Here is a 16,489-nt window from a genome sequence, read left to right as displayed (position 1 = left end):
TTCTCTTTTTTTTCAATCAAAAGGTTTAAATGTATTTGTTGAAAGAGCCTCAAAAATACATAAATGATTTTGAAGAATTTACCATTAAGTTAAAAAGGCAGATTCTATTATCTTTGGAGTAAATTGATACAAACTGAAAATGATTAGAAAAAACATTTTATTGACATTGGTATATTTGTTCTGTTTCAACATGTTTTCCCAACCAGAAGTTACAGTTAATGAACTACGGGCACATATATCCTATTTAACTATGGATGTTAATGAAGGGCGATTGCCAGGAGGTCATGCCAATAGACAAGTGGTTAGATATATAAAAAACGAATTTAGAACTTTTGGGTTGAATGCTTTTAAAAATGGATTTAAGCAAAAGTTTACTGCACAATTAAGGGTTGATAAGGGCAAGCCTGAAAAAGAAGTCAAAACATGGAATGTTGTTGGTTTTTTAGAAGGGAACGATCCTGTTTTAAAAAAGGAATACATTGTTTTGGGCGCCCATTATGATCACTTGGGGTTTGGTGGTCCGTCATCAAAATCTGATAAACGTGGTGTAGTTTACCATGGAGCAGATGATAATGCGAGTGGCACTTCTGCCTTACTTGAAATAGCCGAATATATTGCTTCTCAAAAAAGCGAACTAAAACGCAGTGTGATTTTTGTGGCATTTGGCGCCGAAGAACAAGGTTTATTGGGGAGTAAATATTTTGTAAACCATCCACCAGTGCGGCTGACACAAATTAAGTTGATGGTCAATATGGACATGGTTGGAAGGATGAATAACCAAAAGCATGTGTATATGGGTGGAGCTGGCACCTTTCCTGGTGGGGTAGATTTTATGAAAACGTTAGGCGAATCGGTTGGGGTAACACCTATTGTACATGCAGGTTCAGTTGGTGGATCGGATCATGTGTCATTTTACAAAAAGAACATTTCAGTTTTAGGGATGCATACGGGAGGGCATGAACAGTACCATACGCCAGAAGATACGATTGACTTAATTAATTTTGAAGGACAAAAACAGGTTTGTGAGTATATTAGTAAGGCTATTTTAGAGAAAGCATCAACAGATGATCCATTGTATTTCATCTATCAGGAGTAATAACAAAAACTCCTAGCATTTGGCTATGAGTTTTAAGGAAGCTGTAAAGCTCGTATTACACTAAATTATTCTCAACTAAGTACTCAGCAATTTGAATGGTATTGGTCGCAGCACCTTTACGTAAGTTGTCGGCAACAATCCACATGTTTAAAGTGTTGGGCTGTGTTTCATCACGTCTAATACGTCCCACAAAAACCTCATCTTTATTATGCGCATAAATAGGCATAGGATAAGAATTGGTAGCTGTATTATCCTGAACAACCACACCAGGGGTTTCACTTAACAACTTGCGTACGTCAGATAAATCGAAGTCGTTTTCAAACTCTACGTTAACTGATTCACTATGTCCGCCTGCTGTAGGAATTCTAACAGCAGTTGCCGATACCGAAAATGTACTATCGTTCATTATTTTTTGAGGTTCCCTAGCCAATTTCATTTCTTCTTTGGTATATCCATTCTCCTCAAATACATCACAATGCGGCAAAGCATTTTTACCAATTGGATAAGGATAGGCCATTTCGCCTTCAATACCAGCGATTTCATTTTCTAATTGTCTTACCGCTTTAATACCGGTACCTGAAACCGATTGATAGGTAGACACCACAACACGCTTCATTTTATAGGCCTTATGTAACGGATTTAAAGCCATAACCATTTGAATAGTTGAACAGTTTGGGTTGGCAATAATTTTATCGTCTTTGGTTAACACATGAGCATTAATTTCAGGCACTACCAATTTTTTGGTCGGATCCATACGCCAAGCCGAAGAGTTATCAACTACCGTTGTGCCAGCTTCGGCAAATTTAGGGGCCCACTCTAAAGAGGTGCCTCCACCCGCTGAAAATAAAGCAATGTCAGGACGCATGGAAACAGCAGTTTCCAATCCAACCACTTTATAACTGGTCCCTTTATAGGATATGGTTTTTCCAACCGAACGCTCTGAAGCGACAGGAATTAATTCTGTAACAGGGAAATTACGCTCTTCCAATACTTTTAGCATCACTTCGCCAACCATACCCGTGGCGCCAACAACAGCTACTTTCATGTGTGTTTCATTTAAAATTTGAGCGACAAAATTATAGAATATTTAGGCTATTGCCCATATGAAAAGCCTTCAAATTTCAGTAAATGAAGGCTTTTTAACAACAAATAACACAAAGTTATATATTTAACACTATGTTATTTTTTCAATAAATCACGAATTTCAGCAAGTAATTCTTCTTGGCTAGGACCTTTAGGAGCTGGAGGTGGTGCAGGTTCTTCTTTCTTTTTTAATCTGTTAATACCTTTTATAATCATAAACATAACAAACGCAACAATGATAAAGTCAATTAAATTGGTTACAAAATCTCCCCACAACACGGCTACTTCTGCTACTTTTTCTCCAGCTTCATTTACAGACTCTTCAGAAACAACCCATTTTAAACCTTTAAAATCCGATTTAAAAATCAGTCCAACTAAAGGAGAAACAATTCCACCGGTAAAGGAGCTAACCACATTGTTAAATGCAGCACCCATAACAAAAGCAACGGCAATGTCTACCAAGTTGCCCTTCATTGCAAACTCTTTAAATTCTTTTAGCATAATGATATTTTTTAGTTAGTACCTTACTAAAATAAATAAAAAAGCCGGTAAATTAACATTTGTTAAACACTTATTTGATCAATATCCGCTTAACCCGTTGAGAAATACTGGTAATCAATTCGTACGAAATGGTATTGGCGGCTTCGGCCAAACCTTCTGCAGAAGTGGCACTGGAGCCAAAAATTATTACCTCGTCCCCTTCTTTGCAATCAATACCAGTAATGTTTACCATAATCATATCCATGCATACATTACCAATAATAGGAGCCTTTTCTCCTTTTATAATAACAAAACCCTTTCCATTACCATAAATTCTTGAAATCCCATCGGCATGTCCAATGGGCAGGGTGGCAATTTTCATAAAAGTCTCCGATTTAAAAGCTCGGTTGTAACCTACACTTTCATCTTTTTTAATAAGATGTATTTGGGAAATGATGGTTTTTAGAGAAGCAATAGGTATTAAATGGGCACTTTCAGTTTTAGAATTTCCAAAACCATATAACCCTATGCCGCTCCTTACCATGTCAAAATGCGCCTCTGGGTAATTTAAAATTCCAGAGGTATTGCATATATGCATCAAAGTCTTATAACCTATTTTTTCATTAAACTTTTTGGTTATACTCTTAAAACTATTTATTTGCTTCAGGCTAAAGCTTTTTTCCATTAAGTCTTCGCTGGCTGCCAAATGTGAAAAAATAGAAACTACTTTAACAGATTCCGTTTCATTTATTTTAGAAACTGCGTAATCTACATCATTTTCCAAAAATCCCAGACGATTTAATCCGGTGTTGAATTTAATGTGTATAGGATAATGCTTTTGGTTTTTAGCCGAAGCAACTTTAATAAATTGGTTTAAAACCGTTGCATTGTAAAGACTAGGCTCAAGGCAATGGGAAATTAAGTCGGTAAAATTTACAATCTGGGGATGAAGTACCAAAATAGGCGTTTTAATACCCGCCTCTCTTAAAGCTATCCCTTCATTTACATAGGCAACCGCGAAATAATCGACTTGAAGTTCTTGCAAGTATTTTGCAATTTCACAGGCATCACTACCATAGGCAAAAGCTTTTACAACAGCTAGCAACTTGGTGTTCTTTTTTAACTTGGACTTAAGATGATCAAAATTATGTTTGAGTGCATTTAAATCGATTTCAAGTATAGTTTCTTGGGCTTTAGGCATCAGGTTCTTTGGTTTTAGGGCTAACCTCTTGGGCATCGTGAACTTTCATATTGCGTACCTTATCCCGCATGGTTGCTTTGTAATACGCCGCTCTACTTAAGGGTTCATATTCTTCAACTTCACCTAAAAAAACAAGACTATCATTTTTTGCCTTTCGATAACTGTATTGTGCTAAATTTCCTGTTCGGGTACAAACGGCATGTACTTTGGTAACATATTCTGCCGTAGCCATTAAGTTGGGCATAGGACCAAAAGGATTGCCTTTAAAGTCCATATCCAATCCTGCGACAATAACACGCACCCCTTTATTGGCCAAATCGTTGCACACTCGTACTATTTCATCATCAAAAAATTGGGCTTCATCAATGCCAACCACATCACAGCCATCAGCTAAAATGGGAATATTTGCGGCAGCTGGCACAGGCGTTGACCGAATTTCGTTAGCATCGTGAGACACTACCATTTCTTCATCATAGCGGACATCAAGGACAGGTTTAAAAATCTCCACTTTTTGCCTTGCAAATTTGGCACGTTTAAGCCGCCTGATGAGTTCTTCTGTTTTTCCAGAAAACATGGAGCCACAGATGACTTCAATCCAACCAAATTGTTCTTTATGATTTACAGTATTTTCAAGAAACATTTTGTAAATTTAACACTAAAACCAAGCCGTTGTTCGTTTGTATAAAGGTGGCGTAAATTTATTAAAAATCAAAAGCCTAATGGCTTAATTTCAAAATAAAAAATAATGGAGAAGAAGCTTGAGTCTGAGTTAATAAGTATAGCACATAGAATTTTAAAGTTAAAAGGAAAGAAAGACGTGGTTAAAATGCACGCCGAGGTCTCTGCATTATACGAAAAGTTAACAGTTTTAAAATTTGCCCACGAAAATTTTGAAGATGCCTTGCCTACAATTGGTAGCGATTCCTCTTTTTTTGGCATGTTAGATACCGCTTTTAACAATAAAGTAAGTGATAATATTGAAGTAGAAGATAAAATCTACATTAATCTAGATGATGTTGAAGACGACGAGATAATGGAACCAGTAATGAATAAAATTAAGGATATGGTATCGCAAATGCCAGATGATGTTGAAGAGATTGATACGGTTTTTGAAGAAGCCATTCCTGGAAAAAAAACATATAAAAGTAACCTAGAGGAAATTACGGCTGGTTTTGAAAACACTCCTGTTTTTGAACCAATTTCTAAAATCAATAATGGCTCAAACAATGAAAAAAAATCGTTAAACGATAAAATAAAAACAGGGCGGTTAAATATTGGGCTTAATGATAAAATTGCTTTTATCAAACACTTATTTGATGGTAAAAATGAAGATTACGAACGTGTTATTTCTCAATTAAATACCACGAGCTCTTATGCCGAAGCTAAACGGTTTATTTTTGATATGGTTAAACCAGATTACAATAATTGGCTTAACCAAGAAGAGCTTGAAACTCGATTTATGGAAATTATTGAAAGTAAGTACGAGTAAAACCTTATGAAGTGCAAGAAAATTTAGGTTCCAAGAGAATTGTTTCGATAGATATCTTTAGGGCTCTCGTTATGTTTTTAATGATATTTGTGAACGACTTTTGGACCTTATCAGCTGTTCCAGAATGGTTACAGCATAAAGATGCTTTTGAAGACGGTATAGGTTTTTCGGATGTCATTTTTCCAGCTTTTCTTTTTATTGTTGGGTTGTCCATTCCATTTGCTATTAAATCTAGGCGAGACAAACTACAAAGTAATACTACTATTTTAAAGCATGTTCTCAAAAGGGCTTTTGCACTAATTATTATGGGCCTTTTTATGGTTAATTTTGAAAATATAAATTCTGAGGGAATGATCATAAACAAAGACCTTTGGGAAATCATTATGGTCTTTGCTATTTTTTTAGTTTGGTTGAATTATAAACCTTTTAAAGTCCTTGAAAAAAATTCAATTGTACTATTTCAAAGCACCGGCGTAGTCCTTTTTATATTTTTAGCCCTTTTATACCAAGGCGGTTTAGCAACAAATGTTGAATGGATGAAAGTACATTGGTGGGGTATTTTAGGCTTAATTGGTTGGGCCTATTTGTTTAATGTGATAATTTATGTCTATTTGGGAGGAAAATTTTTTGTCTTGGTTATAGCGTTTATCGTTTTTCAATTATTAAATGTTCAGGAGTTTTTTTCAGCAACACAAACACCATTCAAATTAATTGTAAGTGCTTCTATGCATGCTTCTGTTTGTGCAGGTATGATTATAGGGAGGATGCTTTTAAACTACCAAAAAATAAATAAAACACATCTATTTATTACAGGCTCAATCATATTTGCGGCTGTAATTACAGTTTATGGCTTTGCCTTGAGGCCCTATTGGGGAGGTTTTTCAAAAATTAGGGCTACCCCTTCATGGATTTCTGTTTGTATAGGTATTAGCGCCTTAAGCTTTTTGATTGTTTATATTATTGTAGATAAATTTAATTTTAGGATATGGGCAAAACCTATAAAGATTGCTGGAATAAATACACTTACCTGTTATGTTATGCCCTATCTTGTCTATCCTATCATGATTATGACAGGAACTTTGTATTTGCCCGAAGGTATTACCAACGGGAACATAGGATTATTGAAATCGTTGTTGTTTTCCTTTGCTATAATAGGGATTGTATGGATATTAAATAAATTAAAAATCAAACTTAAAATATAATTTAGTGAGCAAACTCTTTCTTGTACCGACCCCAATAGGTAATTTAAAGGACATGACATTTAGGGCTATTGAGGTTCTGAAGAATGCCGATTTAATATTGGCAGAAGATACCCGTACTTCGGGAAAGCTTTTAAAGCATTTTGATATTTCAACACATATGCAATCACACCATATGCATAATGAACATAAAACAGTTGATGCTATTTTACAGAGGCTGAAATTGGGACAGTCTATTGCGTTGATAAGTGATGCGGGAACACCTGCTATTTCAGATCCAGGTTTTTTGCTCGTCCGTGCCTGCATTGAAAACAATATTGAGGTAGAATGTTTGCCTGGTGCTACTGCCTTTGTACCTGCTTTGGTTAACTCTGGCTTGCCAAACGATAAATTTGTATTTGAGGGGTTTTTACCGGTTAAAAAAGGGCGGCAAACCCGATTACAACTTCTGGCTGAAGAAAACCGAACCATGATTTTTTACGAATCGCCACATAAACTCCTTAAAACTTTGACTCATTTTTGCGAGTATTTTGGTGAGGACAGACTCGTTTCTGTCTCTCGAGAGCTCACTAAACTATATGAAGAAACCATTAGAGGCACAATGAAAGAAGTTTTGGAACATTTTACTAATAAACCCCCTAAGGGAGAAATTGTAATTTGTGTTGAAGGGAGAAAATAATTTAAAACTATATATACGTGTTAATACCTTTGGTGTTCTGTAATAGATAAAAGCAGAAATTATTTCAAAACATAAAACAAAAAAAATGAAACTATTGGCAGAATAGACCTCTTCGTTTTAAGTATGTTTCCCCTTATTCCATCCATGTTTGCCTAAATATTTTTCACCGCTTTCAACGGCATCATCTTCTATAGAAGTACCCATACTATCATTCCAACGGTTAAGGAAACCAAAGAGTGAAATCACCCCAAGTATTTCCACAATCTCACCTTCGTTCCAATGTTTATATAAATGCTTTTTAATGTTCTCGTCTACAGCATTGGGTATTTGACTAGCAGCCAAACTAAAATCAAGTGCTGCCTTTTCGGCTTCCGAGAAAGCTGGGTGTGTGCGATATTCCCAAATATTATCCAATTGTTCCTGTTCGGCACCATACCGTTCGGCTGCCCGAATAGCATGAGCTTGGCAGTACCGGCAACCAGTAGCATTACTGCTCACCCAAGCAATCATGCGTTTTAAAGCTGAGGTTACCCTACCTTCATTGGCCATAACAGCTTTATTCAAATTAATAAACGCCTTACTAATGGCTGGACGGTGTTGCATAGTGAGTACCGAATTGGGGCAAAATCCCAAAGTCTCGTTAAAAAATTCAGCAAGCATTTTGGTCTCTAAATCATAGTCGGCAGATAAAGGAGGTACTAAAGGCATAATTATATTTTTTAATAGTATTTTTGAGACATACAAGAAACAAAAAACAATTAAATAATGACAAATCATATAACAACAAAGTGGTTGGGCAATACAAAGTTTGAAAGCACTAATCCTTCGGGCCATAATCTTTTTATAGATGCAGGATTAGATGGCGGTGGTAACGGGCAAGGGTATCGCCCTAAGGCATTAATGCTATCGGCATTGGCAGGTTGTTCTGGGATAGATGTTGGTGGTCTTATAAAAAAAATGAAGTTGGAAGTCGAAGATTTCAAAATCGAAATAGATGCTAATCTTACTGAAGAGCACCCAAAATATTATGATAAGGTTACAATGATTTTCTATTTTTATGGGGATAACCTAAATGAAAAAAAATTACAAAAAGCTGTTGATTTATCGGTTGAGAAATATTGTGGTGTAATGGAAATGTTTCGCCAGTTTGCCGATGTTCAAATCAATACGGTTTTTAACCAATAAACATTACAATGAAGCAATTAAATATCTTAATTTTTAGCTTATGGGTTATAGGTTTTGTGCATACCCAAGAAAAAACACATGTAATTTCCCATAATGGAGAAACGATAGTTACAGATCCCTCAAAAGGAAACAATAGTTATAAAAGGTGGGCTGTTTTTCCTAAAAAGACTAAAGACATACGCAGCATTATATTAAACTTAAAATTTCAGTGTCCCGATAGTATACGCTGTGCCGATTGGGATTATGTAGATCATATAAGAGCGCGTCAAAAAAACGATTCTACCGTTTATGAAATTGCACGTATGTTGACGCCTTATGGCGGTTTTTTTCAAAAGGATTGGGGTTTTGAATGGCAGGTTGATGTTACCGATTTTAGTTTGATTCTTAGGAATGAGGTAGAGATTGATTATATACACTCAGGCTATGAAGATAATAAAACGCGGGGTTGGAAAGTGACCGTGGATTTTGAAATTACCTATGGCACCCCAATAGCTAACCCTATTGCCATTCACAAAATTTATGATGGCAGTTATAAATATGGTTATGAAAATGACCCTATTGAAAACCATTTGGTTCCAGTAACCATCAAAGCAAATTCTAATACCAGTTTTTCAAAAATGAAGATTCACCAAACCGGCCATGGTATGGATGCTAATGGCTGTGGGGAGTTTTGTAGTAAGTACCGCGATATAGTTTTTAATGGAGAAGTAGTAGACCATAAGGATTTATGGATGGAATGTGGTGACAATCCATTATTTCCACAGGCAGGAACCTGGATTTTTGACCGAGCCAATTGGTGTCCAGGGTATTTAGTGCAGCCCGATGAGGTACTTTTAAATACTGTATCGGCAAAACCGTTTACTGTCGATTTAAATATGGAACCTTACCAAACCGATAACCCAAGTGCAAATGAATTGATAAGTGCCTTTGTTATTGAATACGAAAAAGCAAATGCAGCTAACGATGTTACATTGGTAGATATTATTCAACCCTCGACACGTGTTATGCACAGTAGAAAGAATCCATTTGGAGGTTTGCCTGTAATTCGTGTAAAAAACAATGGTAGTCAACCGCTTAAAAAAATGACTATTGTCTACCATTTGGAAGGAGAAAAACCTCAAAAATATCAATGGGAAGGAGATGTTGGTTTTGGTGAAGAGACCTTAATAGTTTTACCAACTGAAGTTTTCAGCAAAAAAGATACTGCTCAATTTCATGTGGCTTTGGAAAGACCTAACGGAAAAAGAGATGCTTTTTCTACTGATAACCTAGGACAATCGACATACCAACGTCCCAATATTTTACCAGAAACTATTATTGTATATTATAAAACCAATAATAAACCTGGGCAAAATACATATGCCATTAAAAACAGCTTCGGGGATATTGCCTTTGAAAAAGACAGTATAGATATGAAACCAAGCACGGTATACTTGGACACCATAAAACTGAACCCTGGTAATTACAACTTTAAGTTTAACGATACTGCTGGTGATGGCTTGGAATTTTGGTTTAAAGCAAGAGCTGGCAGAGGAGAGGTGAAACTATTGGATTCTTTGGGCAGGGCCATAAAACAGTTTAAATCCGATTTCGGCAGTCATATCAATTACTATTTTACAGTGCGTGACGACATGCCTTACGAATTAGACAATAAACCATCCATTGCCGTTTTTCCGGCAAGGACCAGTGGACCTATTACTTTAGATTATTTTTCCAATACGCCAGCAAATGTAAAAGTATTAATTGTTGATCAAGAGAGTGAGTCTAAAATTTTAGAAGAGCATAACTACCATAATTTTAGTAAGGGACCGTTGGATTATAACTTGTCCTATTTACCTAAGCAGCGCTATTATATTAAAGTGTATGTTGAAGGGGAGGAAATCTATAAAAATAGAATCCGATTAAAGGAATAGCATATGCGGTGGACGCTAAAACCAAAACCAGAACTACATAAGGTTGAGGCATTACAACAAGCCCTTCAGGTCGATGCTATTATAGCAACACTGTTGGTGCAAAGGGGTATACAAACTTTTGAAGATGCCAAACGTTTTTTTAGGCCGAGTTTGAACGATTTGCACGACCCATTCTTAATGAAAGACATGGATTTGGCGGTTGCCCGAATAGAAAAAGCTATTGCCAATAAGGAGAATATTTTGGTTTATGGTGATTACGATGTAGACGGAACTACATCGGTGGCTTTAATGGCATCTTATTTAAAGACAAGAACACCTAATGTAGCCACCTATATTCCAGATCGATACGACGAAGGCTACGGTATTTCATTCCAAGGTATTGATTTTACACATGATAATGGTTTTACACTCGTTATTGCTTTGGACTGTGGTATAAAGGCCATAGACAAAGTTGCTTATGCCAAAGAAAAAAGCATCGATTTTATTATCTGCGACCATCACCGACCGGGAAATGAACTGCCAAAAGCAGTAGCAGTGTTGGACCCCAAAAGGGGAGATTGTAGCTACCCCTATAAAGAGCTTTGCGGCTGTGGTGTTGGTTTTAAATTGGTACAGGCTTTAACGGTTCAAGAAGGAAAAACAGTTGAGGATTTAACAGCATATCTCGATTTAGTGGCTATAGCTATAGGAGCGGATATTGTACCCATTACTGGTGAAAATAGGGTGTTGGCTTATTTTGGACTTCAGGTCATTAATCAAATACCAAGAACTGGTATACAAGCCTTAATAGCTCAAGTCAGAAAACAAGAATTAACCATAACCGATGTGGTGTTTATTATTGCTCCGCGTATTAATGCTGCTGGACGAATGAAACATGGTAATTATGCCGTTGCCTTATTAATGGAAATAGATTTGAATCTGGCCGAGCAGTATGCGGCAGAAATAGAAGTTTTTAACACCGATAGGCGAGATGCAGATAAACAAATTACAGAAGAAGCTTTGGCGCAAATTGAAGCACAAAAAGAACAGGACCGCCATACTACTGTTGTTTATAACGAAACTTGGCATAAAGGTGTTATTGGTATCGTGGCTTCTCGGTTAACCGACACTTATTACAGACCTACATTAGTATTTACAAAAAGTGGTGAAAAATTAGCCGCATCGGCACGCTCGGTGCCTGGATTCGATGTTTATAATGCTTTGGAAGCCTGTAACGCTTATATCGAGCAGTTTGGTGGCCATAAATATGCTGCTGGATTAACGCTTAAAGAAGAACATTACGAAGCTTTCAAAAAGGCCTTTGAAGATGAAGTTTCTAAAACTATTGACAAGCATTTATTGACTCCTGAAATTAAAGTCGATGCCAAAATTGATTTACAACAAATAGACTCCAAACTTTGGCGTATCATAAAACAGTTTGCACCTTTTGGCCCTGGTAATATGACCCCTATTTTTATGACCGATGATCTTATAGATACGGGTTATGGTAAGTGTGTGGGTGAAGACGATGCGCATTTAAGGCTTAATGTCACTTCGACTACGCTTAGTGATCAAAATTTAGTCGCTATCGGTTTTGGTATGGGTGATAAACTCGACATTATTTCCAATAAAAAACCGTTTAGTGCAGTTTATTCCATTGATGAAAATGAATGGCAAGGGCGTAAAAGTTTGCAATTAAAATTAAGGGATATAAAAGCATAATTTATGTTAAAGACCGATCCATATGCGGCCTTGCGTATAAGGGAGTTTAATATTTTCTTATTGGTACGTTTTGTGTTGGTATTTGCTTGGTCTATGCAATTTATAGTTATCGAATGGCAGGTGTATAGTTTAACAAAAGACCCCTTATCGCTCGGTATTATTGGTCTTTTGGAAATTATTCCAGCCTTTACCATGGCTTTATTTGCCGGACATATTGTAGACCAAAAGGAAAAGCGTAATTTATTAATGACCTGTATCGCTGCATTTTCGTTAATAAGCTTGGGATTATTTTTATTGACCTGGGATAAGGTTGTTTCAGGTTGGTCTACCAAAGCCATATTGTACTGCATTTATGCCTTTGTTTTCTTTGGAGGGTTCTTACGATCGTTTTTTGGTCCAACTATCTTTTCGTTAGTGGCGCTAATTGTACCTAAAAAAATTTACCCTAATGCGGCGACTTGGAATAGTTCAACGTGGCAAATGGCGGCCGTTTTAGGGCCCGCATTTGGGGGTGTTGCCATTGGGTGGATTGGTGTACACTGGTCACTTTGTATCATTTTTGGACTGGTTATACTGTCTTTAATCATTCTAATACAGATAAAACGAAAACCTATACTTAATCCCAAAATTGGGGAGCCAATTGTGCAAAGTTTAAAAGAAGGCTTGAGTTTTGTATTTAAGACCAAAGCCATTTTGGGAGCCATGACTTTGGATATGGTGGCCGTACTGTTTGGTGGAGCCATTGCTTTATTACCTGTTTATGCCCAGGATATTCTAAAGGTGGGTAGTGAGGGGTTTGGGATTTTAAGAGCGGCACCTGCCGTTGGGGCGTTTATAACCATGCTTATTACAGCCTATATTCCCATTAGTAAAAACGCAGGCATCAAACTATTAGCAGCGATTTTCGGGTTTGGGGTATGTATTATTGTTTTTGGACTGTCCTCGGTATTTTGGATATCTCTATTGGCTCTGTTTTTTAGTGGGATGACAGATGGTGTTTCTATGGTCATTCGTCAGACCATTTTACAAATAAAAACCCCAGACGATATGCGAGGGCGGGTATCTTCTGTAAATTCAATGTTTGTGGGGTCGTCTAACGAATTGGGTGCTTTTGAAAGTGGACTTACCGCCAAACTTATGGGCACGGTAACAGCCGTTGTTTTTGGAGGCACGATGACATTAATTACGGTAATAACAACAGGCTTGGTGTCTCCATCGTTTCGAAAATTGGATTTGACGGAAGATTTGGAATCACACGAAAAGAGTTAATCAATAGTGCTTTTAAAGAAAGCCCAAAGTTTATCGCAAGCATTAAAATCTTGCGTGGTATTGCCAACAACTTTTGAAATGAATCGCTGTTCTTTGGCTCCAGGCCATGTGTGGCCCCCATTGGTAACCTTAATCAGTTCAATTTTTAAATAGGGGTTTTTAGGGTTGGGGAAAATGCTGTGTTCACTTGTGCAATTATCATTTAACGCTTTGTTTTTTATAGATAATTTTATAGGAAACTTTTCATTTCCGTTAAGATTGCACATATAAGCAATGCTTTTATAAATGCCCAGAACATGACCTCTACTTTTATTAAACACTTGAATATCCCCTTCCTGATAGGGGAATATTGGATCGGCAGTGCCATGAATAAACAAGATGGAAAATGGCTGTACATTTTTTGATTCTTCAATTTGAATACTACCAAAATTAGAAGCGACCATGCCAACAGCTTTAATTTTATCAGGTAATGACATGATTAAGGTCTGGGACATTAATCCGCCATTCGATATGCCACAAGCAAAAACCGCTTTCGGATTTATGGAATATTTCAATTCGAGCAGTTCGATCAGGTTCTTTATAAAACTTACATCATCTATATTTTTCTTTCTAGAAAAGCTGTTAGTGTCCCGTTTAGGATTATCGTTCCATGACTTTTTTACGCCGTTGGGATAAACAACAATAAACCCATTTTTATCAGCTAATACATTAAAATATGCTTTAGTGCTTTGCATAATTTGGTTTGCTGTACCACCACCGCCGTGCAACACTAAAATTAAGGGGTATTGTTTGTCTATAGAATAGGTTTTGGGAAGATAGGTAATGTAGCTTCGCTTGTAATTATCATGGATAAGAAAATCTTTGTTTTGAGAAAAGCCTGTGTAAACCTTTAAAAGCAGCATTAATAATATACATCTAAAAGCCATAAATCAAAATGTTCAAATGGGGGTTATTGACTTAGTTTGAATATTCCTTAAGTTCAAAAGTTGTGCCATCGAAAACGCCATAAGTAAAGTAGCTAATCCAATCGCCAAGGTTAATGTATTTGGAGTTTTGGTTAAGGTCTATTTTTAGAGGTAAGTGTCTATGACCAAACACAAAATAATCCCGGTGTTTATTCTCTAATTTACGTTTGCAATAGTGTACCAGCCATTCGTTATCCTCGCCTAAAAACTTGATGTCCTCATCACCCGAAATAAGTTTGTTTTTAACAGAGAGGTATTGTGCCAAACGTACACCTAAATCGGGGTGTAACCAACGGAACAGCCATATACAAAACGGATTTGTAAACACTTTTTTCATGCGTTTATAACCTTTATCCCCTGGGCCTAAACCGTCACCATGACCTATAAAAAAAGTCTTATTGTTAAAGGTGAATTCCTTGGGTTTATGGTACACGGGGATATTAAGTTCTTCCTCAAAATAACCGTTCATCCAAAGATCGTGATTCCCCACAAAGTAGTAGATGGGAATTCCAGAATCACTAATTTCAGCCAGTTTCCCTAAGGTTCTGGTAAACCCTTTGGGGACCACTTTTTTATATTCCATCCAGAAATCAAACAAATCGCCTAACAAAAAAATAGCAGCGGCGTCTTTTTTGACCAAATCGAGCCATGCCACAAACTTTTTTTCGCGAGGCAAGGAGTCTTCACGTGTTGGTGCGCCCAAATGATTATCGGAAGCGAAGTATATTTTTTTGCCTTCTGGAATTTGCATTTGGTAAATATAAGTAAAGAAGTCGTAAAAATAGTAAACAGCCGCAGTATTCAGTTAGCAGTTCTTGGCTGGCAATGTTCAGCATTTATAATAGTAGTTGTAACAAAGCGAGTCTGTGATAAGCATTCACCAAGACTATATGTTATCGTATGCAAACCACTCGGCATATGAGCTTTCGGTTTCCTGAAGCTTTAAGGAGTGTAATTTTATATGGTTTGGGAGTCGAGTTTTAATTTTTTTAGCAAAGTCAATAACCATCATTTCGCTGGTGGGCTGGTAGTCTACCAATAAGATATTATGGCCTCGATTTTCCAATTCTTTTGCTAATTCAACATGGGGTGTGTTCTTGTTGAACACCGTAGCATGATCGAAGACATTGACGATTTCTTCCTTTACTATTTTCTTTAAATCACCAAAATCGATAACCATTCCATGTTTTACATGGGCAGTATCGGTAATAGGTTTGCCAATAACGGTTACCGAAAGCTTATAACTGTGTCCGTGAACATTTTTGCACTTGCCATCATAGCCATAAAGGGCATGCCCGGTTTCGAAAGAAAATTGCTTGGTTATGCGAATAGCACTCATTGGTTGATAGATTAGTAACACAAAAGTACATGAATTTTTATGTTATTGCAGAGGAAAAACAGTCATTTTGTTTTACGAATGCATTTTTAGATTACATTTGCGCACTTTTGCCCATAAAGGATCTATGGGTTTTTTTATGAGTCTTTTATTTGAGTCCCTGGACTTTGTAGAGAATCCGTTATTTGAACGTATTATTTCGGATTTAACCCAACAGCAATATAGCATTGTTGATGGATTTTTTACAGATGGAGAAGTACATCTATTACGGGAAGCACTTTTAAAAACTTATGAAAATGATGCTTTCAAGAAGGCGGCTATAGGGAACAGGTTAAATGAAACTATAGAACAATCTATTCGAGGCGATTTAATTTTTTGGATAGACGAAACCAAGGCTAATGCTAGTGAGTCATTGTTTTTTAATAAGATAAACAACTTGATTAGCTATTTAAATAAGACTTGTTTTTTAGGAATTTTACAAAAGGAATTTCACTATGCCGTTTATCCTAAAGGCACATTTTATAAAAAACATATCGATACTTTTCAAAATGACGACCGCCGTAAACTTTCATTTGTATGTTATTTAAATGAAGATGGCTGGCAAAAGGAAAATGGGGGCGAGCTGGTCTTGTATTTAAATGAAGTGGAAAAAGCGATTTTTCCATTACCTGGGAGGGTAGTTATTTTTGAAAGTCAAATCATTGAGCATGAAGTTAAGCTCGTAAATACTGAACGGTTGAGTATTACAGGATGGTTAAAAACGAGATAATGTCTAGAGGGGAATGAGTTTGGAATTAAATTAATAGAGGTCAATAGATAAACACCTATCTTTGTTATTAGTAAACATATAGAAATATGAATATTTTTAAGGGTCAAAATCTTCTAGAGTTCTC

Annotated in this window: 17 protein-coding genes; 9 read left to right on the top strand and 8 right to left on the bottom strand. The window is 36.5% G+C overall.

Annotated features, from left to right (window positions below):
* Positions 1 to 139 precede the first annotated feature (139 nt).
* Positions 140 to 1,096 (top strand): M28 family metallopeptidase, encoded by a 957-nt coding sequence (locus K7G79_RS05430; protein ID WP_223549929.1) that lies wholly within the window; start codon positions 140 to 142, stop codon positions 1,094 to 1,096.
* A 55-nt stretch (positions 1,097 to 1,151) separates the two neighbouring features.
* On the opposite strand, the gene K7G79_RS05425 is transcribed toward K7G79_RS05430, so the two are convergent.
* From K7G79_RS05425 to K7G79_RS05410, 4 genes are all read right to left on the bottom strand, one after another.
* Complete coding sequence (locus tag K7G79_RS05425) at positions 1,152 to 2,141, bottom strand: aspartate-semialdehyde dehydrogenase (protein ID WP_223549927.1); 990 nt, start codon at positions 2,139 to 2,141, stop codon at positions 1,152 to 1,154.
* A gap of 134 nt (positions 2,142 to 2,275) precedes the next feature.
* Positions 2,276 to 2,680: a large-conductance mechanosensitive channel protein MscL gene (mscL, locus tag K7G79_RS05420; RefSeq protein ID WP_223549926.1), complete on the bottom strand. Its 405-nt coding sequence runs from the start codon at positions 2,678 to 2,680 to the stop codon at positions 2,276 to 2,278.
* Positions 2,681 to 2,750: 70 nt separating this feature from the next.
* Positions 2,751 to 3,860, bottom strand: coding sequence for an alanine racemase (gene alr, locus K7G79_RS05415; RefSeq protein WP_223549924.1), 1,110 nt, complete (start codon positions 3,858 to 3,860; stop codon positions 2,751 to 2,753).
* Positions 3,853 to 4,500: a thymidine kinase gene (locus tag K7G79_RS05410; RefSeq protein ID WP_223549922.1), complete on the bottom strand. Its 648-nt coding sequence runs from the start codon at positions 4,498 to 4,500 to the stop codon at positions 3,853 to 3,855. The genes alr and K7G79_RS05410 overlap by 8 nt, the downstream gene beginning before the upstream one ends.
* A 105-nt stretch (positions 4,501 to 4,605) precedes the next feature.
* Here K7G79_RS05410 and K7G79_RS05405 point away from each other — a divergent pair, with 105 nt between their 5' ends.
* From K7G79_RS05405 to rsmI, 3 genes are read left to right on the top strand one after another with little or no spacing between them, the layout of a single operon-like run.
* Positions 4,606 to 5,349, top strand: coding sequence for a hypothetical protein (locus tag K7G79_RS05405; protein ID WP_223549920.1), 744 nt, complete (start codon positions 4,606 to 4,608; stop codon positions 5,347 to 5,349).
* Between the two features lie 11 nt (positions 5,350 to 5,360).
* The gene (locus K7G79_RS05400; protein WP_223549918.1) at positions 5,361 to 6,551 is read left to right on the top strand and encodes a DUF5009 domain-containing protein; all 1,191 of its coding nucleotides are present in this window, start codon (positions 5,361 to 5,363) and stop codon (positions 6,549 to 6,551) included.
* A 4-nt stretch (positions 6,552 to 6,555) separates the two neighbouring features.
* The gene (gene rsmI, locus K7G79_RS05395) at positions 6,556 to 7,227 is read left to right on the top strand and encodes a 16S rRNA (cytidine(1402)-2'-O)-methyltransferase (protein WP_223549916.1); all 672 of its coding nucleotides are present in this window, start codon (positions 6,556 to 6,558) and stop codon (positions 7,225 to 7,227) included.
* A 117-nt stretch (positions 7,228 to 7,344) separates the two neighbouring features.
* Here the strand turns inward: rsmI and K7G79_RS05390 are convergent, their stop codons facing one another.
* Positions 7,345 to 7,935 carry a carboxymuconolactone decarboxylase family protein gene (locus K7G79_RS05390; protein ID WP_223549914.1) on the bottom strand — a complete coding sequence of 197 codons (591 nt, stop codon included), beginning with the start codon at positions 7,933 to 7,935 and terminating at the stop codon, positions 7,345 to 7,347.
* Positions 7,936 to 7,992: 57 nt separating this feature from the next.
* Between K7G79_RS05390 and K7G79_RS05385 the strand changes: the two genes are divergently transcribed.
* Genes K7G79_RS05385 through K7G79_RS05370 form a run of 4 tightly spaced genes read left to right on the top strand, consistent with a single transcriptional unit; the run spans position 7,993 to position 13,295 of the window.
* On the top strand, positions 7,993 to 8,412 hold the full coding sequence (locus K7G79_RS05385; RefSeq protein ID WP_223549912.1) for an OsmC family protein: 420 nt from the start codon (positions 7,993 to 7,995) through the stop codon (positions 8,410 to 8,412).
* Between the two features lie 8 nt (positions 8,413 to 8,420).
* Positions 8,421 to 10,325, top strand: a complete 1,905-nt coding sequence (locus K7G79_RS05380; RefSeq protein ID WP_223549910.1) for a peptide-N-glycosidase F-related protein — start codon at positions 8,421 to 8,423, stop codon at positions 10,323 to 10,325.
* Between the two features lie 3 nt (positions 10,326 to 10,328).
* Positions 10,329 to 12,026 (top strand): single-stranded-DNA-specific exonuclease RecJ, encoded by a 1,698-nt coding sequence (gene recJ / locus K7G79_RS05375; RefSeq protein WP_223549909.1) that lies wholly within the window; start codon positions 10,329 to 10,331, stop codon positions 12,024 to 12,026.
* A 3-nt stretch (positions 12,027 to 12,029) separates the two neighbouring features.
* Entirely contained in the window at positions 12,030 to 13,295 is a 1,266-nt protein-coding gene (locus tag K7G79_RS05370; protein WP_223549907.1) for an MFS transporter, read from the top strand.
* On the opposite strand, the gene K7G79_RS05365 is transcribed toward K7G79_RS05370, so the two are convergent.
* The 3 genes from K7G79_RS05365 to K7G79_RS05355 form a co-directional block, all read right to left on the bottom strand.
* Complete coding sequence (locus tag K7G79_RS05365) at positions 13,292 to 14,221, bottom strand: PHB depolymerase family esterase (RefSeq protein ID WP_223549905.1); 930 nt, start codon at positions 14,219 to 14,221, stop codon at positions 13,292 to 13,294. The genes K7G79_RS05370 and K7G79_RS05365 overlap by 4 nt on opposite strands.
* A 31-nt stretch (positions 14,222 to 14,252) precedes the next feature.
* On the bottom strand, positions 14,253 to 15,011 hold the full coding sequence (locus K7G79_RS05360; protein ID WP_223549903.1) for a UDP-2,3-diacylglucosamine diphosphatase: 759 nt from the start codon (positions 15,009 to 15,011) through the stop codon (positions 14,253 to 14,255).
* Positions 15,012 to 15,146: 135 nt separating this feature from the next.
* Positions 15,147 to 15,599, bottom strand: a complete 453-nt coding sequence (locus tag K7G79_RS05355) for a 6-carboxytetrahydropterin synthase (RefSeq protein WP_223549901.1) — start codon at positions 15,597 to 15,599, stop codon at positions 15,147 to 15,149.
* A gap of 136 nt (positions 15,600 to 15,735) precedes the next feature.
* Here K7G79_RS05355 and K7G79_RS05350 point away from each other — a divergent pair, with 136 nt between their 5' ends.
* Complete coding sequence (locus K7G79_RS05350; protein ID WP_223549899.1) at positions 15,736 to 16,365, top strand: 2OG-Fe(II) oxygenase; 630 nt, start codon at positions 15,736 to 15,738, stop codon at positions 16,363 to 16,365.
* The last annotated feature ends 124 nt before the right edge of the window (positions 16,366 to 16,489 follow it).

Source organism: Aestuariivivens sp. NBU2969 (assembly GCF_019931125.1).
Lineage (GTDB): Bacteria > Bacteroidota > Bacteroidia > Flavobacteriales > Flavobacteriaceae > Aestuariivivens > Aestuariivivens marinum.
This window is presented reverse-complemented; position numbering and strand designations above follow the sequence as displayed.